The sequence below is a fragment of the Acinetobacter sp. F16 genome, assembly GCF_052712855.1.
On sequence record NZ_JBRATK010000008.1, the window covers coordinates 31,593 to 50,494 of the forward strand.

An 18,902-nucleotide genomic window follows, 5' to 3' on the forward strand; every position below is an offset into this window, starting at 1 on the left:
TGAGCGGTTTTTTTATTGTTCTAAATGCATGACACGCAGTTGTAAACTCACGTTGCCATTAAATTCATTTTTATCGAGTTCATAGACCAGACGAACACTATCATGCATGGCATCAAACTCGAATTTTTCACTGGCATTAAAGGCAATTGCTTCTACAATTTGACCATTATCCAAAGCTAAACGCAGTTTTAAATGGGTTTCTTTCAACCAGCGATAATCTAAAACTTTGAATACACCTTCAAAAATCGGCGATGGAAATTTTTGTCCCCATGGGGTTAAATTTTGCAGCAAATCAACCGTATCAATTTGAAAAATTGCCGTCGGCAATTCACCATCGGTCCATAAAGTGGCATGAAACAGCGATTCATCCATAGTCGAGATTAATTGCTCAAAAGCCTGTTTGAATTCTTCAAAATGCTGTTTCTGGATGGTTAAACCCGCTGCTGCTGCATGTCCACCAAAATGACTGACCAAATGCGGATATTGTTCCGCAATCAGTTCAATCGCATCCCGAATATGCACGCCTTCTATTGAACGTGCAGAACCTTTGATATGAATGCCATCATCATCTGCGGCAAAAACGATGCTTGGACGATGAAACTGCTCTTTTAAACGGCCTGCCACAATGCCAATCACGCCTTGATGCCAATGTGGTTCAAATAAAATTAAAGCTGCAGGTAAATCTGCCTGATCCAATTTCAAGCTTGCTAATTCAGATAAAGCCTCTTGCTTCATCTGCGCTTCAACCTGGCGACGCTCAACATTCAATTGATTCAACTGCTGTGCGAGTGGATAAGCAGTTTGCATATCGCTCGCCATCAAACATTCAATACCAATGTCCATGGTTTCCATGCGCCCGGCCGCATTAATTCGAGGACCAAGTACAAAGCCTAAATCTTGTGCCTTGAGTTGAGATGGCTCTCGCCCTGCAATATCCAGTAAAGCACTAATCCCTGCACGGCACTGATTTTGCTGAATCCGTTTAACCCCGGCATCCACCAAGATCCGGTTGTTATAATCCAGACTTGCAACGTCTGCATAAGTGCCCAGTGCAACCAGATCTAAATACTGCGCTACCTTGGAACTTGATTTTCCTGATTTACTTCGGTGACTCGACAGGTTGGCAAGCAAGTAAAAAGCAACACCCACCCCAGCCAAGGCTTTACTTGGAAAGTCACAGCCTAGTTGATTTGGGTTCACCACCGCTTCGGCCGTAGGTGTTTCCTTGGTGGTCAAATGGTGATCGGTAATAATGACCTGCATGCCATGTGTTTGGGCTTGCTTAACCCCAGTATGACTGGAAATACCATTATCAACCGTAATCAGTAGGTCTGGCTGATAGCGGCTAAAAGCCAGATCTGCAATTTTGGGCGTTAGACCATAACCATATTTAAAACGGTCTGGAACCAAATATTCAACATTGGCGCCCATGTCTCTTAAAGCGAGAACCATCAATGCAGTGCTTGTTGCGCCATCTGCATCATAATCGCCAACAATGACTATTTTCTTATTTTCATCAATGGCTTGATCCATAATTTGAATGGCTTGCTCTAAACCTTTCATATTTGGAGCGAGTAAATGTTTCAGTTTAAGTTCGAGTTCTTGTTCGGATTGCACACCACGGCGCGCTAAAATTTGCGCAATAAAGGGCGACACGCCCTGAATATGTTCAGGGCGTGTAATGAAAGGTCTTTGCTGAATCAGTGTTTTTGGCATTTAAGGCATGAGCCGTTGTAATTTCCATGTACCGTCGATTCTTTCATAACTCAAGCGGTCATGTAAACGGTTTGGACGACCTTGCCAAAATTCGTAATAATCTGGCTGCAAACGATAGCCACCCCAGAATTCAGGTTTGTCCAGCTCCTCCTGATTAGCGACCTGCTGATGCAGATCCCAGAAGCGCTGCTGCAATTCTTCACGGCTGGCGACCACACCACTTTGTGGAGTACTGATATGAGCGGCGATCTGACTTTCACGTGGACGTTTATGATAGTAGTCAGTCGATTCTTCTTCCGAAATTTTAATGACTTTACCGCTAATCCGGATTTGACGTTCCTGTTCCTGCCAGTAAAACAGCAATTCAGCATACGGATTTTCGGCCAGATCCAGACCTTTCTGGCTGTCATAATTGGTATAGAAGTCATAACCCGCTTCAGCAGCACCGCGCAACAACACTGTACGTACATGTGGACGGCCCTGTGCATTTGTAGTCGCCAGTGACATGGCATAAGGTTCATGTAGCTGTGCAGCTAGTGCATGATTAAACCATTGCAAAAATTGCATATGCGGATTGGGATTGACCTGATCTTCGTATAACTCGCCCTTTTGATAGTTTAGACGCAGTTCACTCAGATCCTTAATCAGATCACTCATTCGCTCTCCCCCCTATTTAAGCCGCGTTGGCACGTACAGCATCAGCCAATGAATTTGCTAGTGTAGTTACCTCTGCAAGATTCTCGCCTTCAACCATGACACGAATCACTGGTTCAGTTCCTGATTTACGAATCAGTAAACGACCACGACCTTTGAGCTGTTGCTCCGCTTTTTCAAATTCAGTTACCAGTGCAGGCACCGCATAGGGATCAAACATTGCTTCTAAACGAACATTCACCAAAACATTAGGCAATAAATGGAAGTCAGCAACCAATTCATGCAAGGCTTTTTTCTGTTCAACCATGACAGTCAACACTTGTAAGGCTGCAATAATCGCATCGCCTGTGGTGCTCTTGTCCAGAGTCAGAATATGCCCTGATGGTTCACCGCCAATCACCCAGCCATTGTCATCCAGTGCTTGCAGCACATAACGGTCGCCTACGCTGGCACGTATAAATGGAACTTGGGCTTTTTCGAGTGCCAATTCAAGTGCCATATTGCTCATCACGGTCCCGACAATCCCTGCAGGTTTATGACTCGCTTGTGTGGCAAGAATATAAAGGATGTTATCGCCATCGACCAACTGGCCATATTTATCCACCAAAACCACGCGGTCGGCATCGCCATCAAAGGCAATCCCCAAGTCGGCTTGATGTTCAAGCACTGCTTTTTGCAGGTTTTCCGGATGGGTTGAACCACAGTCTTTATTGATATTTAAACCATCAGGTTCGTTATACAGTGCAACAACTTTAGCACCCAATTCTTTAAATACCGAAGGTCCCACGTTATACGCAGCCCCATTGGCACAGTCCACCACAATCTTTAAATTACTCAAGTCAAAATGGTAAGGGAATGTTGATTTACAGAACTCGATATAACGGCCGTTGGCATCTTTCACACGAACGCTTTTACCCAGGTTTGCGGTATCTTCAATTTTTAATTCTTTTTCAAGTTCTTGATTGATTGCTTCCTGAACTTCATCTGGCAGTTTTTTGCCTTCGCTTGAGAAGAATTTAATTCCGTTATCAAAATAAGGGTTATGGGAAGCTGAAATCACAATGCCTAAACTGGCATGCAAAGCACGGGTTAAATGGGCAATCGCCGGGGTGGGCAATGGCCCCAACAAATGAACATAAACACCTGCAGCATTTAGACCCGCTTGTAAGGCAGATTCTAAAATATAGCCAGATAAACGGGTATCTTTGCCTAAAACGACGATGGGTTTAGTTTTCTTGCTATATTGCTTTAATACCTTCCCCGCAGCAAACCCGAGCTTAAGCGCAAATTCAGGTGTAATTGGAAGTTCCCCAAACTTTCCGCGAATACCATCTGTTCCAAAATAACTCATTTTCTACTCACTTCTTATACAGGTGTGATGATATTCATCATCCAATTTTATCCGCAATTACTTTACACCAAAATCAAAAAAGCCGTCATATAAATGACGGCTTTTCATGGCTTTGATTACTAAAAATCAACCAACACGGTAGTTTGGCGCTTCTTTGGTAATTGTCACATCATGCACATGTGATTCAGACATGCCAGCTGAAGTAATTTTGACAAATTTCGCATTTTGACGAAGATCTTCAATCACTGCAGAACCGGTATAACCCATAGATGAACGCAAACCGCCCATCATTTGGTGCACGATATTACCCATTGGGCCTTTGTAAGGCACGCGACCTTCAATGCCTTCTGGAACCAATTTTTCAGCACCGGCTTTAGAGTCCTGGAAATAACGGTCTGCAGAACCAGTTGCACCTGCCATTGCACCCAATGAACCCATACCGCGGTAAGCTTTGTAATAACGGCCCTGGAAGAATTCAACTTCACCCGGCGCTTCTTCAGTACCTGCCATCAATGAACCGACCATGATGGTGCTTGCACCTGCACCAATGGCTTTTGCCATATCGCCAGAGAAGCGAATACCACCGTCAGCAATCAAAGGAATCTGTTCTTTCAATGCATTGGCAACGCTGTCAATGGCAGAGATTTGTGGCATACCAATACCGGCAACAATACGCGTAGTACAGATTGAACCCGGACCAATACCCACTTTAACCGCATCAGCGCCTGCATCAAGTAAAGCCAATGCAGCATCACCTGTTGCGATATTACCGCCAATCACTTGAACTTGCGGATAGTTGGCTTTAACCCAACGAACACGTTCAATTACACCCGCAGAGTGACCATGCGCTGTATCGACAACAATGGCATCCACACCTGCTTCAACCAATGCTTCAACACGTGCAGGAGTTTCAATGCCTGTACCGACTGCAGCACCAACACGCAGACGACCTAAATCATCTTTACAGCTGTTTGGATAAAGCTCTGCTTTACGGAAATCAGTAACGGTAATCAAACCTTTAAGTTCGTTGTTGTCACCAACCACCAATACTTTTTCAATACGGTTTTTTTGTAATAAGGCCTGGATATTTTCTTTAGATTCGTTTTCACGAACAGTTACCAAGCGGTCTTGCCCAGTCATGATGTTGCTAACGGGTTGCTCTAAATTGGTGACGAAACGTGTATCACGCCCCGTCACAATACCGACCACTTTGCCATCTTTAACAACAGGCACACCGCTGATATTGTTGGCTTGAGTCACCGCGATCAATTCACGAACCGTTGTTTCTGGAGTCACAGTGATAGGATCTTTCACCATCCCTGCTTCGAATTTTTTCACACGGCGTACTTCAGCTGCTTGAGCAGTAATATCCATGTTTTTATGCAGGATGCCGATACCACCGTTTTGCGCCATCGCAATTGCCATACGTGATTCTGTCACAGTATCCATTGCAGCTGAAACAAGGGGAATATTCAGATTAATGCCACGAGTAAGGCGTGTCTTTAAGGAGACATCTTTTGGGAGAACAGTTGAGTAGGCAGGGAGTAATAAGACATCATCGAAGGTTAGCGCTTCTTGAACGATGGTCAACATAACAGTCTCACTGGTAATTTCCGTGCGCTATTATAAACAAAAAATACAGGTTTATTCATGCTAATTTCAAAGCGCAATGCAAAATAAATTTACATTAATGAATATTTACGCGGTTTTTTGTTCAAAAACAGCCACTCTGCTGCATGATGCTGCTGAAGATTTAATTTTATGGACGATTAAATCACCTGATCAAAATCATCGTCATTGCTTGGTTCTGTTGTTTCAACAGGGATAAACGGAATCATATTGTAGGCACGGCGGGCTTTATTACATTGCTCATCGGCAATTTGTACTTCTTTACAGCTGGAACTGCGCACGGTATAAATTGCACAACTGACCTGTTCACCAATTTTTCCCTCGAGCGCCGCACAATAGGGCTGTGCCTGATTGGTACCTTGCATACACGAATAAACCGCAGTGAGCGGTTCGATATACTGCTCCGGCATGGCAATGCCTTCCGCCCAATAGAATGAAACCCGGAAATGAGCACAACATGCCCCACAACTCAAACACGCATCCTGCGTAGTAACTTGAGACAACATTTTTTAAATTCTCGTCATCAAAGGTTTAATTTTTAGTGAGAAATTTTAAAAAATGTTGCTTTTATACACAAGAAAAATTAGTGAACAGCAGAGATATTATTCGGGGCAGGTAAATACCGTTTCATCCATCAAGTCGATCCCACACTCTAAAGTTTCAATCCAATCCAGGAACTGGTTAATCTGCTCTTTACCTATAAATGGCGTACCGTGCTGTGGCACGATCATTTCAATATCCATAGTACGAACCATATTCACCCAAAGACGAATCACTTTATTTGAACACATATAGCGCTGGTGAAAGCTTTTCATCTTGGGAATATGCGCTGCAAAATTTTCCAGTGGTTTAGAAGCATCATCCACCATCGATGCACCCATATCGCCTGAAAACAGAATTTTTGCAATTGGATCATAAAACTGGAAGTTGCCAACCGAATGCAGAAAATGCGCTGGAACAACAATAATACGTGATTCGCCCAAAGGAATGATCCCACCATGGTCTGGCAATTCAATCAGGCGTTCCAGCCATCCCCCTTTCATTCGGTCACTCATAAAGGCCGAGTTCAAATGCGGTAAGAAACGCGCCCAGAGTTTAGATGCCACCACTTTAGCTTCGGTATACACCAACCAGCGTGGCATCGAAGTAATAATATCGGGGTCTTGGTGTGAAGCCATCACATAGTCAAGATTAGCCAGGCGGGTATATTTGTTCAGTTCCATGGTCAGTGGGACATAGGTTAAATCCCCACCTGGATCCAGCACTGCGGCACGTTCATTATCCAGAATTAGAAATTGGTTGGCTTGTACACCCTCACCTTTGACCAGACTGGTAAAGCTAATACATTTATGTGTGCCATTATCAAATAACACTTGTGATGTAGTGCGATCAAATGCCATAACCCATTCCCCAAAATATTGCTGTAAAAGTGCATTTTTTAATGCCATACAACATATAGGGAATTAGGGTGATTTACAACAAAGATATATTGAAATATTGTCAGATTTATCAGTAAATTGTACCACATTTAACCATAAAAAATCCCGACCAAAATGCCAGGATTTTTCACTACTATTCAACTTTATAAGAAGTAATGTTGCACCAAAGTAGCAACACCAATGATCAAGAATATGCTCGCACCAATTTTATGAATCAGTGGAATTGGCAATTTATCCGCCAGCTTGTTTCCGACAAAGACTGCCGGTGCATTGGCAATCATCATCCCAATGGTGGTTCCTAGCATCACCCAGAATACACTGTCAAAACGCGCAGCCAGAGCAACGGTTGCCACTTGGGTTTTGTCGCCTATTTCCGCCAGGAAAAACAGCACAAAGGTTGCACCAAACACGCCATATTTTTGCCATTTATTAATATTATCGGTTTCATCTTCCAGTTCGTCTGGAACAAGCATCCACAGTGCCATCGCGATAAAGCCAACCGAAACAATCCAAAGCAACACGACTGGGCTTAATACCGTGGTAATCCACTGGCCGAGAACAGCCGATATACCATGATTCAATAAAGTGGCAAATAAAATGGCAAGCAGGATAGGAACAGGTTTTCGAAAACGGGCTGCCAGCAACAAGGCTAATAACTGGGTCTTGTCACCCATTTCAGCGAGGGCAACAATAGCGGTTGAGATGAGCAGTTCATACATGTGATCTTTCTCTGGCTAGCAAAATTTGCCGATGACTTACCGCTCCTGCTAGCCAAAATCTGCGGAGTGATAAATCAAAGGTCTTGCCAACAAAAAAAGCTTTGAGAAAAGCTGAATTGGTTCTTTGCTATGATGACCATGTTCTGTTGAACAATTATGTTGACCATCACCTTTTTACATTGCGTAAAAAGCGGCTACTCCCCAATGAAGTGCGGTGATTTTAATCGCAAAGCTGTTTTTTATCAACTCAATTTGCTGACTGGCTTTTGACTTAAGATGAAAAAAATAAAATTAAGCGATGAAGATTGGATGAATCGTATCTTCCCGACATTTTCATGAGCTTTATCTGTGCCCATAAAAAACCCTGCCGAAGCAGGGTTTTTATGAGTCATGCTTTATCAACTAATTAGAGCAATAAAGTACGAATATCCGCTAAAAGCTTGGTCAATTTATGGGTGAAACGCGCAGCGTCAGCACCATTAATCACACGATGGTCATAAGACAATGACAATGGCAGCATCAGGCGTGGATCAAAACTTTCACCATTCCATACCGGTTGCATGGTTGCAGGTGAAATACCCAAAATCGCCACTTGAGGCCAGTTCACCAATGGGGTAAATGCGGTACCGCCAATTGAACCCAGACTGGTAATGGTGAAATTCGCACCTTGCAAATCTTTCGGTGATAATTTTTTCTCACGCGCCTTTTTACTTAATTCACCCAGTTCAATCGCAATTTGCTTCACTGATTTTTGGTCCGGGTTACGCAGTACAGGCACAGTCAAGCCATCAGGCGTCGCTACAGCAATCCCCATATGGATTTCATTGCGCAGCAATACTGATTTTTGATCATCCGCCAAATGACCTGCAAAATACGGCTCTTCTTTTAAAAGATGCGCCAGAGCTTTGGCAATGAAAGCCAAAATGGTCAGGCTAATGCCCTCTTTCTTGAAGTTGCCTTTCAACTCGCCGCGCCAAGCTTCAAGCTCGGTAATATCGGCTGCATCAAACTGGGTGACTTGAGGAATGAAGTTATTCAATGACAGTTGCGGAACAGAAACCTGTTGCAAGCGTGTCATGGCTTTTTCTTCAGTACCGCCAAAAGCACTAAAATCAGGAAGTTTAGGCAGACCGGAAACTGGTGCTACAGCCTGTGCGACTGGCGCTGCTTGAGGTGTGGTTAACTGTGTTTTCACATAAGCAAACACATCTTCTTTCATCAAGCGGTCATGGGCACCTGATGCTTTCACTTGGGATAGCACCACACCGAGTTCACGTGCCAGTTTACGTACTGCAGGACCGGCGTAAACTTTGGCATTTGCAGCACTTTGCTCTTTGCTCAGCTTATCGGAACCCGATGCAGCCACTAGAGCCTGTGCCTGTTCCGCTGAAGCTGATTTAGCAGGAGCAGCTTCTGGTTTAGGTTCTGTCTTAGCTTCTGGCTTAGACTCTGATTGAGTTTCTGCTTTTGCAGCCGGTGCGGCTTGAGCAGCTTTGGCTTCAGCTTCAATGGTTACCAAAGCCACGCCTTGGCTGACACTTTGGCCCACCTCAACATGAATCGCTTTAATCACACCGGCAGTTGAGCTTGGCACTTCAACCGTCGCTTTATCCGACTCAACCACAATGATGCTTTGATCCGCTTCAACCGTGTCGCCAACTTTCACTAAAATTTCAGCAACAGTGGCTTTGTCCACACCCAGATCAGGCACGGTAATTTCAATTGCACCACTTTGAACCGGAGCAGCTTCTGCCACAGGTTCAGATTTCATTGCAGCGGCTGGTACGTTTTCTGCTTTTGGAGTCTCAACTACAGTTTCAGCCTGAGACTCACCAGCAACTTTGACTTTAATCAGCACCACGCCTTCTTTTACCGTGTCGCCTTCATGAACTTCAATGCTTTCAACGCTACCTGAAACTGAACTTGGCACTTCTACTGTGGCTTTATCGGATTCAACCACGACAATGCTTTGGTCAACATCAATGGCATCGCCGACTTGTACCAGAATTTCGCCCACCAGCGCTTTTTCTACGCCAATGTCCGGAACCTGAACTTCAACAATGCTGCTCGATGCAGCTGTAGAAGCCGGGGTAGAACTTGCTGCCTGATGCGGCTGATGCGATGTCAGTTCCTGCATAATCTCCTGATCAGGCAGTGACGTTGGGGTATTTTCCGAAGTCTTTTCTGAAGCATCCGCCTCTTGGACTTCAGTTGCTACACTAGATGCATCTTCCGATTCAAGCTCAACCAATGCCACGCCTTCAGTGACATTATCACCCAGATTAACCAAGATGCTTTTCACCACACCTGCTGAAGTGCTCGGCACTTCAACAGAGGCTTTATCCGATTCCAGCAAAACCAGGCTGTCGTCCACATCAACGGTATCGCCCACTTTGACCAAAATTTCTGCAACGGTGGCTTTATCGACCCCAATATCAGGTGTTTTGATTTGCATGCTTAGTTCTCCTCACCTGTTGGCTCTTTATAATCCGCAACCGCTTGAACTTCGGGATGGGTTTGAGGCGCCCACGCTACTGGACGGTCGGTATCTAGCTCAAAGCTTGAAATCGCATCCTTGACTAAACGCGCATCCACTTCGCCTTCATCGGATAATTTTTTCAATGTCGCAACCACAATGTGCGCTGCATCGACACCAAAGAAACTGCGCAAATTGCCACGCGTATCTGAACGGCCATAGCCATCTGTACCTAAAGTCACATATGGACGGTTATCCGGAAGATAGGCACGGATTTGTTCGCTATAGGCGCGCATATGATCGGTTGCAGACACCACAATGCCATCGGTACCGCGCAATTGCTGAGAGACCCAGCATTCTTGTGTTTCTTCCGCCAATGGGTGCAAGCGGTTGTATTCTTCAACGGCCATGCCATCACGTGCAAGTTCGTTGTAGCTGGTTACGCTCCACACGTTTGAATTGATCTGGTATTCATCACGCAGGATTTTCCCAGCTTTAATCACTTCACGCAGAATCACGCCTGAACCCAATAACTGAACAGTGGCTTTTTCATCTTCTTCAAGCAAGTACATACCACGTTTAATGCCTTCCTCAACACCTTGTGGCATTGGCGGATGCTCGTAGTTTTCGTTCATTACTGTCAGATAATAGAACACACGTTCCTGGTTGACATACATGCGTTGTAAACCGTCATGCACAATCACCGCAAGTTCATAACCGAAACATGGATCATATGCCACGCAGTTTGGAATGGTGCCGGCAAGAATGTGCGAGTGACCATCCTGATGCTGCAAGCCTTCACCATTTAATGTGGTACGGCCTGCTGTTGCACCGAGCAAGAAACCTTGCGCCTGAGCATCGCCCGCAGCCCATGCAATGTCGCCAATACGCTGGAAGCCGAACATCGAGTAGTACATGTACATTGGAATCATCGGCAAGTTATTGGTTGAATAACTGGTGGCCAATGCCGCCCATGCACTCATCGCACCGGCTTCATTAATTCCCTCTTGCAGCATGTGACCATCTTTAGCTTCACGATAGTTCATCAGCTGTTCTTGGTCTTCAGGGGTGTATTTCTGACCATGTGCAGCATAAATACCCAACTGACGGAACATGCCTTCCAGACCAAAAGTACGCGCTTCATCGGGAACAATCGGCACCACACGGTCTTTAATGGCTTTTTCTTTTAATAATGCAGAAATTAAACGCACCATCACCATCGTTGTTGATTGCTGCTTGCCATTTGAACCTTTTAACACGGCATCAAATACAGACAACTCAGGAATTGGCAATGATTCACTTTCTTTACGACGCGCTGGCAGATAACCGCCTAAAGCTTCACGACGCGCCTTCATGTATTTCAGTTCTGGCGAGTTTTCGCTTGGACGATAGAATGGCACTTCTTCAAGCTGTTCATCGGTAAATGGCAGGTTAAAACGGTTACGCACATATTTTAAAGATTCAAGCTGCATCTTTTTAATCTGATGCGTTTTGTTGACTGCTTCAATTTCTTCAGACAGACCATAACCTTTGACAGTTTTCGCCAGGATGACCGTTGGCTGACCTGTTGACTTCATTGCTTCAGCATAAGCCGCATACACTTTATATGGATCATGACCGCCGCGATTTAAGTTATCAATATCTTCATCGCTGAGGTCTTTCACCAGCTCTTCAGCTTCAGGATATTTACCGAAGAAGTGTGCACGGGTATATGCCCCACCTTTCACTTGGTAACGTTGATAATCACCGTCTACCGCTTCATCCATAATCGCTTTCAGCGCGCCAGATTTATCTTTATCTAGTAGCGGATCCCAATGGCGACCCCATACCACTTTAATCACGCGCCAGCCGGCACCACGGAACAGTGATTCAAGTTCCTGAATAATTTTACCATTACCGCGAACAGGACCATCTAGACGTTGTAAGTTACAGTTCACCACCCAGATCAGGTTATCAAGCTTCTCACGACCCGCAAGTGAAATCGCACCGGTACTTTCTGGCTCGTCCATTTCACCATCGCCCAGATAAGCCCAAACTTTACGGTCTTCTTCTTTGATCAGGCTACGGTTCATCAAATATTTTTGAATGTGTGCCTGATAGATCGACATGATTGGACCCAGACCCATCGATACGGTCGGGAACTGCCAATAGTCTGGCATCAAGTAAGGATGTGGATAACTTGGCAGGCCATTTCCGTTCACTTCGCGGCGGAAGTTACCCAATTGTTCTTCGGTCAAGCGGCCTTCAAGAAATGAACGTGCATATACGCCCGGCGCACAGTGACCTTGATAATAGATCATGTCACCGCCGAAATGATCATTGCCTGCACGGAAGAAATGGTTAAAACCGACATCATACAAGGTGGCTGAAGAAGCAAAACTGGCCAGGTGACCACCGAGATCGTCACCGGTTTTATTGGCACGCAGTACCATGGCCAAAGCATTCCAGCGAATCAATGCGCGAATGCGGCGTTCCATGTCTTGGTCGCCCGGCATTGCCGGTGTTTCTTCAACTGAAATGGTGTTGAGATAAGGAGTATTTAGACGCTGAATGGGAACATGGGTAGCGATTGCGCGTTGGTAGAGCTTTTCAAGCAAAAAGGCCGCTCGCTCCGTTCCCATGTGCTGTAAAACCGAGTCGAAAGCATCTTGCCATTCTTGGGTTTCTTGCGCGTCAGTATCACCATAAAACGCCATATTCCACCTATTCCTTGAACCTATATATATTCTCTATATGTACCATACTTTAGCCGGCTTCAGTTATTGCCACAGCTGAATACGGAATAGCACTATTATTTAGATAATAAATACCCATTGACTATTCTTTACGCAATAAAACAAAAAACCGCCAATATAGGCGGTTTTTTATACAATAAGTATTCGGTACAATGATAATATAAGACTTAGAAGCTATGGCGGCTTTTTACTCTACTCTTTAATTGAATTACCACATTCTTTAACAATCGTTACAACTCTTTAAATTAAAACCGACACAATGGGTTTTAAGAGTTGTCACACTCAGTTTTATGGCAACATGGCTAAATAAGCAGATGGGTTTTTACGCTGACCGTCTTTGACTACTTCATAATGTAAATGCGGACCGGTACAACGACCTGTACAGCCGACATTGGCAATATGTTCACCTGCTTTTACCTGATCACCGACACGGGCGATTAGACGAGATGCATGGGCATAACGCGTTAAATAGCCATTACCGTGGTTAATTTCAACGTATTGACCATAACCGGTGCCCCAGCCTGATTTAGTGACAACACCCGGGCCAGTGGCATAAATAGCCGTACCACTTGGTGCAGACATATCCAAACCTGAATGGTTTTCAGCGCGGCCACCCATGGTACGACCACCATAAGTTGAGCTTACGCGTTTCATATCAGGAAGTGGATGAGCTACCAACCAAGAGTAAGGATTGTTAGAATAGCTTTTTGAGGTGCTTGAACCGTATTTTTTTGCGAGCGATTCATTGTTCAATTCAACAGTTTTTTCACGTAATTTGACGCTCATTTTTGTTTCAGCAGGAATATCAATATCATTTGATTCTGCATATGAACCTTGAGCCAAAGTACGGGTCAACTGTTCAATACGATCTGTTGATACGTCAGAATTTAGCTCTACCAAATCGGCAAAAGCTACGGATGCGGCAGACGCTGCCAATGAAAACGCTAATAAAATACGTCTCGTATGCATAAAAAACCTCTTTTAACTGTTCTTAGTTAATGTCCTTGCGTGATCTCTTCCTTGATATCTACTGAAAGGAGCGCATAAGATTAAGACACAAATATGTAGGAACAATGTATGTCTGAACCGGTCAAGCTCTTCCAACAAACAAGAAAACACTTAAAAACAGGAAACTTTACGTTTCTCTCTACACAAGTTGCTGCATGGCAGAAACTTACAAAACTTATTCAACCCTTGTTGCCCCAACCAGAGCAATGGCAAGTTGTATGTTATGAAAATGGCATTTTGACGATTACGGGTGCAAATCAAGCCATGATTAGTCAACTGGCATATCTTCAAAAGCAATATATTGTTCAACTGTCACAATTGCCCGAATTCAAAGATTTGCATAAACTGCAAGTTCGTTTAAGAATTCAAACACAGACACCTCTCAAGCCTGAAGCACTGACCAGATCCCTTAGTCCAGATACCCAAGATTTAATTCGTGGTGCTGCTGACTTTGTGAGCGACCCTAAGCTTAGCCAAGCAATGCTACGTTTGGCAAGCAATAAAAAGTAACTGACATTTTGATGTCTTTGAAATTAGTCACAAATTCCGTGACCTGTTTAACACTCACGTTTGTTATATTATAACACAGCCATTAAAAGACAATGACTTATGTCACACTCACATAAGAAATTGGACATTGCGTTTCGTCATCAAATGTTACAATTTCGTAACTCGTTGGGTCACTTTTAACATTACGTAATAATTGATTATTTAAGGCATGGCCCGATTTATAGCCATCAAACTTTGCAATAACTTGATGTCCAAGCAAATATAAATCGCCCACGGCATCCAAAATTTTATGCCTTACAAATTCGTCCGAGAAGCGCAGCCCTTCCTCATTGACCACGCCTGTTTCATCTACTCCAATCGCATTTTCCAGACTCGCGCCTAAGGCCAGGTTATTGGCTTTAAGATAGTCTAAATCTTTCATAAAACCGAAAGTACGCGCTTCACTCACTTCATAAACGAAAGTTTCGGTAGAAAAGTCGATGGTTGCAGACTGGTATTCTTTTTTAAATGCAGGATGATCAAAATCAATGGTGAAGTTCAGTTGAAAGCCTTCATGAGGATGAAACACAGCACGTTTATCATCTATCAAGGCTTCAACAGGTTTTAGAATTTTGATGAATTTTTTCGGCGCATTTTGTTCTTGTAATCCGCCTTGCATGAGCAAATAAATAAACGGACCTGCACTACCGTCCATAATCGGCACTTCAGAAGCAGAAACTTCGATAATCAGGTTATCAATTCCCAATCCGGCAATGGCACTCATGACATGCTCAATGGTGCCGACCTTGGCATTTTCCTGAACCAGATTCGAGCACATAAATGCTTCTTGAATCAGCATGGCATTGGCTTGAATGTCGACAGGTGGATCTAAATCGATACGTCGAAATACAATTCCCCCATCCACATGGTGCGGCACAAAGTTAATCAAGACTTTTTGCCCACTATGAAGACCGATACCGCTCGCTTTCACGACACGTTGCAGGGTTCGTTGTTTCAACATTTTTTCTATCATCTGCTCATAAAACCGCTATACGTTAGCATATTTAGCCATTGATAAAAAACAAAAAGGCCGTATTACTACGACCTTTTGTAAATCTGTAAACCAGAACTCAAACGATTAGTTTATTTACGTTGTTGATTTTTCAAATAATCTTGAATACTCATTGGTGTTGGACGTGCTGCACCTACTGCAGGAGCAGGCGCTGTACCGGCATCATTGTTTTGACGCTGAATTGCAGGTACATCATCATCTTCAACAACAGCATGCGCAACATGGTTGGCTGGACGGGTTGCAGACTGAGAGGATGGACGTTTCACCGTATCCGCGGAATCTGCCGAATTACGGGTCAAGCCGGTTGCAATCACAGTTACACTCAGTTCATCGCGCGCATCTGGATCAAATACCGTTCCGTAGAACACTTGACCTTCGTCCAAATCGACAATCTGATTGACCACATCGGTAATTTCTTCAATTTCACCGAAAGTCACATCATCACCACCGGTCACGTTAATCAAAATACCTTTGGCATTCATGATGGTGACATTATCGAGCAATGGACTACGAATGGCCTGTTCAGCAGCTTGACGCGCACGTGTTTCACCACGACCTGAACCTACACCCATCATCGCATAACCACGTGTGCTCATGGCCGTTTTCAAATCGGCGAAGTCAAGGTTAATGTGACCTGGACGAACCACAAGATCAAAGATACTACGTACCGCATTGAGCAATACGTCATCTGCTTTCTTGTACGCGTCTTTCATTGAAATATCGCGGAATACCTTAAGCAGACGCTGGTTAGGAATGATGATTAACGAGTCAACATGTGCTTCTAAAGCTTCAATCCCTTTTTCAGCAGATTGCTGACGACGTTTCCCTTCAAAGTTGAAAGGTGTAGTCACCACACCGACGGTCAAAATGCCCATTTCTTTGGCAATTTCAGCCACAACTGGCGCAGCACCAGTACCTGTACCACCACCCATACCCGCAGTTACAAACACCATGTCTGTACCTTCAAGGTGTTGGCGAATGATTTCACGGCTTTCCTCAGCAGCAGTTTGACCCACTTGAGGATTTGCACCTGCACCCAAACCGCGTGTGCTTTGCTCGCCTAACTGGATTTTGAATTGGGCATTCATACGGTCTAAAGCCTGTTTGTCCGTGTTAGCACAAACAAATTTCACACCCTGAATGTCTGACTCGAGCATATGTTGTACAGCATTACCACCAGCACCACCTACACCAAATACAGTGAAACGGGCTTGACCGTTGCTATCGTTTTGATCATCTTCTAAAAATTCAAATGAGGCCATGACCTTTGGATTTCCTAATTCGTAATTGGCAGTCACTTAAGCCCGTATACTGCCTTGATCTTAATAAAAAATTATGTTTTAGGATGCTGCCCAACTACACGCTTGTCAAGTCCAAGCCCTTAGACGTACAACTTCCTAACAATATTCCCAATAAATTCAACTTAAAATATCGATTTTAACTGATTATTTAATGCCGACCATGCTCGACCTACTCGCTTAAAAACTGACAGTTTTTCAGGATCAGTAGATTCTACAATGGTATCTTGCGTGTCACTTTGGCTAAACATCAATAATCCGGCAGCTGTTGCATATTGCGAACGACGCAAAGCTGCCTGATTTTGCTCTTCAGCATATACCTGTACCGGAGGATTTCCTAAATGTGCCGAAACCCCTAACATGTGACGTGCCAGATTCACCATTCCTTCGATTTGGCTTGCATCACCTGTCAGTACCACACCATGGTATAAACCATGAATCGCACCGTTACGTTGTAACTCTTGATGAACTTGAGTCAAAATTTCTTCATAACGCGCAATAATAATTTCCGCCAATTCAATCCGGCTGATGGTTTGTGGACCATCAATGCCCTGGAATTGAATCATATGATCAGGTTTCACCACTTTCAGGTCAACACAACCATACAATAACTTGATTCGTTCCGCTTCTTCCGTCGTGGTCTGCAACACTGCAGCAATGTCACGCGTGACATGCTCGCCACCACGTTGCAAAGTATGCGTCAATGCAAGGCGGCCATCGAGATATACCGCAATATTGGTGGTACCTGCACCAATATCCACCAGGCATGCCCCATACTCTTTTTCATCTTTGAGCAGGCTTGCTTCAGCGGTTGCCAAACAGGACACCACCATTTTCTCGACGCCAATATTGGCACCTTTAAGCGCACGATCCAGATTCTGCATGGTACTGATTGGCAGCATCATGAGCTGATAATGCCCGATCATGCTATGTGCCGACATGCGAATCGGATTTTGTACCCATTCTGCCGAATCATCCAGTTCAAAGCCCAAAGGTACTGCACTCACCAGATAGTGATCTGAAGTCAAATGACTGGCTTTGGCCAACTCTAGCGCCCGAACCACTTCACTGGTGGTAATGGTATGGTCGCTATTTTCAATGGGCGTGCGACCTGATGCATAAAAGCTTTTTAATTCTGCACTTGGAATGGAAATCCACGCGGAATGCACCCGGCATTCAGCCATATCTTCTGCTTCTTGTACGGCATTCTTGATTGCAGTAATGACTTTATCGAGACTTACAATTTTCCCTTTATTCATGCCTCGGTTACGAGCGGTTGCCATCCCAATCACTTGGATATTGTCTGGCGCATGTACCTTACCAATCAAAACTGAAACTTTGTGTGTCCCAATGTCAATCGCAACAACCGAGGGAACAGCTTCATTCATTATCTACTACTACCATTACGTGTTTGGTTGATTTATGGCCATAAGCCTCTATTTTATATAAAGCCGTTCGATTATGGCTTTACCGTTCTTGCATCTGCAATGCTTGTGTCATCAATCGTTACAACAAAATGACCATTTATAATACTTGGAGGGGTTGAATTCTTCCATTGTATCGCCAATCCATTTCGATAACGTAAGTCAATTGACGAGATTTTAGACCAAACCGGTTTTAAATCACTTTGTGCCAGATGACTCAAGCGTTGAAGTTTACTCATAGTCTGATCTTGATCCACGATAACGCGCAAACCCGAATCAAACTGCATAAACCAGGTCATGCGTTCTGTTAAATATAATTCTTTTAAACGAACATTGACCGGCAGGAATAACTGATTAATTTCATTGTAGCGACGCATCATCATTTTGGACTGAGAGGTTGGGCCGTGCAGCAATGGCAATTTTTGATTATTTTGCGGAATCACTTCTGCAAAAATATCACCACTGTCACTTAACAGTCGCCCAGTTCCCCAGCGTGCAATGGGATGACGCGGCATCACTCGTAACCGAATTGAATTAGGCCATGCACGTGATACCACTACGCGATCTACCCAAGACAACTCTAGCGCCTGATCTCGAATTTGTTCCAGATCAGAGGTAAAATAATTTGCTGTTACCGCTGGGGTAACATGCTTCATGACCTGACTGTTTTCGGCGTCTGAACGCGTACCCACAACATTGAGTTCCGCGACATGCGCATCGGTCATGACTGTATATAAACCATAGACCCCTACAGCCAATACCATGAGTGCAACCAGCAATAACAACCAGCCACCGGCATTCGCAAGCTTTTCCTTACGGGTCGGCGGCTTGTCATGTATGGATGTAATTGCTGCTCGTTTACGGCGCATTGAAGCAGGAAGTTGAGCCATGG

15 protein-coding genes and 1 riboswitch are annotated in these 18,902 nt (G+C 44.3%); of the genes, 1 reads left to right on the forward strand and 14 read right to left on the reverse strand.

Annotation, left to right across the window (positions count from 1 at the left end; translation table 11 throughout):
• Positions 1-12: 12 nt before the first annotated feature.
• The 10 genes from recJ to ACU0NF_RS06520 all read right to left on the reverse strand — a co-directional run bounded on the left by recJ (position 13) and on the right by ACU0NF_RS06520 (position 13,688).
• Positions 13-1,716, reverse strand: coding sequence for a single-stranded-DNA-specific exonuclease RecJ (recJ, locus tag ACU0NF_RS06475; RefSeq protein ID WP_445660532.1), 1,704 nt, complete (start codon positions 1,714-1,716; stop codon positions 13-15).
• Entirely contained in the window at positions 1,717-2,373 is a 657-nt protein-coding gene (pdxH, locus tag ACU0NF_RS06480; RefSeq protein ID WP_445660533.1) for a pyridoxamine 5'-phosphate oxidase, read from the reverse strand.
• A gap of 16 nt (positions 2,374-2,389) precedes the next feature.
• Positions 2,390-3,721: a phosphoglucosamine mutase gene (gene glmM, locus ACU0NF_RS06485; protein WP_131384917.1), complete on the reverse strand. Its 1,332-nt coding sequence runs from the start codon at positions 3,719-3,721 to the stop codon at positions 2,390-2,392.
• A gap of 126 nt (positions 3,722-3,847) precedes the next feature.
• Entirely contained in the window at positions 3,848-5,314 is a 1,467-nt protein-coding gene (gene guaB, locus ACU0NF_RS06490) for an IMP dehydrogenase (RefSeq protein WP_131267746.1), read from the reverse strand.
• Between the two features lie 176 nt (positions 5,315-5,490).
• Complete coding sequence (locus ACU0NF_RS06495) at positions 5,491-5,856, reverse strand: YkgJ family cysteine cluster protein (protein ID WP_445660534.1); 366 nt, start codon at positions 5,854-5,856, stop codon at positions 5,491-5,493.
• 96 nt (positions 5,857-5,952) lie between these two features.
• A complete protein-coding gene (locus ACU0NF_RS06500) occupies positions 5,953-6,750 on the reverse strand; it encodes an MBL fold metallo-hydrolase (RefSeq protein ID WP_445660535.1) in 798 nt (265 codons plus the stop codon).
• Between the two features lie 182 nt (positions 6,751-6,932).
• Positions 6,933-7,508: a TMEM165/GDT1 family protein gene (locus ACU0NF_RS06505; protein WP_131267749.1), complete on the reverse strand. Its 576-nt coding sequence runs from the start codon at positions 7,506-7,508 to the stop codon at positions 6,933-6,935.
• Between the two features lie 72 nt (positions 7,509-7,580).
• A riboswitch (yybP-ykoY riboswitch) is annotated at positions 7,581-7,723 on the reverse strand.
• 191 nt (positions 7,724-7,914) lie between these two features.
• A complete protein-coding gene (locus ACU0NF_RS06510) occupies positions 7,915-9,963 on the reverse strand; it encodes a 2-oxo acid dehydrogenase subunit E2 (RefSeq protein ID WP_445660536.1) in 2,049 nt (682 codons plus the stop codon).
• 2 nt (positions 9,964-9,965) lie between these two features.
• Positions 9,966-12,680, reverse strand: coding sequence for a pyruvate dehydrogenase (acetyl-transferring), homodimeric type (aceE, locus tag ACU0NF_RS06515; RefSeq protein WP_445660537.1), 2,715 nt, complete (start codon positions 12,678-12,680; stop codon positions 9,966-9,968).
• Between the two features lie 327 nt (positions 12,681-13,007).
• Positions 13,008-13,688: a M23 family metallopeptidase gene (locus tag ACU0NF_RS06520; RefSeq protein WP_131267752.1), complete on the reverse strand. Its 681-nt coding sequence runs from the start codon at positions 13,686-13,688 to the stop codon at positions 13,008-13,010.
• Between the two features lie 108 nt (positions 13,689-13,796).
• Between ACU0NF_RS06520 and ACU0NF_RS06525 the strand changes: the two genes are divergently transcribed.
• The gene (locus ACU0NF_RS06525) at positions 13,797-14,237 is read left to right on the forward strand and encodes a DUF721 domain-containing protein (protein WP_131317146.1); all 441 of its coding nucleotides are present in this window, start codon (positions 13,797-13,799) and stop codon (positions 14,235-14,237) included.
• Positions 14,238-14,334: 97 nt separating this feature from the next.
• On the opposite strand, the gene lpxC is transcribed toward ACU0NF_RS06525, so the two are convergent.
• The 4 genes from lpxC to ACU0NF_RS06545 form a co-directional block, all read right to left on the reverse strand.
• Positions 14,335-15,237 (reverse strand): UDP-3-O-acyl-N-acetylglucosamine deacetylase, encoded by a 903-nt coding sequence (gene lpxC / locus ACU0NF_RS06530; protein WP_445660538.1) that lies wholly within the window; start codon positions 15,235-15,237, stop codon positions 14,335-14,337.
• A gap of 122 nt (positions 15,238-15,359) precedes the next feature.
• Positions 15,360-16,550: a cell division protein FtsZ gene (gene ftsZ / locus ACU0NF_RS06535; protein ID WP_131384039.1), complete on the reverse strand. Its 1,191-nt coding sequence runs from the start codon at positions 16,548-16,550 to the stop codon at positions 15,360-15,362.
• A 161-nt stretch (positions 16,551-16,711) separates the two neighbouring features.
• Complete coding sequence (ftsA, locus tag ACU0NF_RS06540; RefSeq protein WP_131267756.1) at positions 16,712-17,974, reverse strand: cell division protein FtsA; 1,263 nt, start codon at positions 17,972-17,974, stop codon at positions 16,712-16,714.
• Positions 17,975-18,045: 71 nt separating this feature from the next.
• On the reverse strand, positions 18,046-18,900 hold the full coding sequence (locus ACU0NF_RS06545; RefSeq protein WP_445660539.1) for a cell division protein FtsQ/DivIB: 855 nt from the start codon (positions 18,898-18,900) through the stop codon (positions 18,046-18,048).
• Positions 18,901-18,902: the final 2 nt, after the last annotated feature.

Excerpts from the sequence above, each read along its gene's own strand:
- lpxC (WP_445660538.1), bottom strand. The coding sequence starts at position 15,237 with ATGTTGAAACAACGAACCCTGCAACGTGTCGTGAAAGCGAGCGGTATC.
- aceE (WP_445660537.1), bottom strand. The coding sequence starts at position 12,680 with ATGGCGTTTTATGGTGATACTGACGCGCAAGAAACCCAAGAATGGCAA.
- guaB (WP_131267746.1), bottom strand. The coding sequence starts at position 5,314 with ATGTTGACCATCGTTCAAGAAGCGCTAACCTTCGATGATGTCTTATTA.
- ftsA (WP_131267756.1), bottom strand. The coding sequence starts at position 17,974 with ATGAATGAAGCTGTTCCCTCGGTTGTTGCGATTGACATTGGGACACAC.
- ftsZ (WP_131384039.1), bottom strand. The coding sequence starts at position 16,550 with ATGGCCTCATTTGAATTTTTAGAAGATGATCAAAACGATAGCAACGGT.
- ACU0NF_RS06500 (WP_445660535.1), bottom strand. The coding sequence starts at position 6,750 with ATGGCATTTGATCGCACTACATCACAAGTGTTATTTGATAATGGCACA.
- ACU0NF_RS06495 (WP_445660534.1), bottom strand. The coding sequence starts at position 5,856 with ATGTTGTCTCAAGTTACTACGCAGGATGCGTGTTTGAGTTGTGGGGCA.
- ACU0NF_RS06510 (WP_445660536.1), bottom strand. The coding sequence starts at position 9,963 with ATGCAAATCAAAACACCTGATATTGGGGTCGATAAAGCCACCGTTGCA.
- ACU0NF_RS06525 (WP_131317146.1), top strand. The coding sequence starts at position 13,797 with ATGTCTGAACCGGTCAAGCTCTTCCAACAAACAAGAAAACACTTAAAA.
- glmM (WP_131384917.1), bottom strand. The coding sequence starts at position 3,721 with ATGAGTTATTTTGGAACAGATGGTATTCGCGGAAAGTTTGGGGAACTT.
- recJ (WP_445660532.1), bottom strand. The coding sequence starts at position 1,716 with ATGCCAAAAACACTGATTCAGCAAAGACCTTTCATTACACGCCCTGAA.
- ACU0NF_RS06505 (WP_131267749.1), bottom strand. The coding sequence starts at position 7,508 with ATGTATGAACTGCTCATCTCAACCGCTATTGTTGCCCTCGCTGAAATG.
- pdxH (WP_445660533.1), bottom strand. The coding sequence starts at position 2,373 with ATGAGTGATCTGATTAAGGATCTGAGTGAACTGCGTCTAAACTATCAA.
- ACU0NF_RS06520 (WP_131267752.1), bottom strand. The coding sequence starts at position 13,688 with ATGCATACGAGACGTATTTTATTAGCGTTTTCATTGGCAGCGTCTGCC.
- ACU0NF_RS06545 (WP_445660539.1), bottom strand. The coding sequence starts at position 18,900 with ATGGCTCAACTTCCTGCTTCAATGCGCCGTAAACGAGCAGCAATTACA.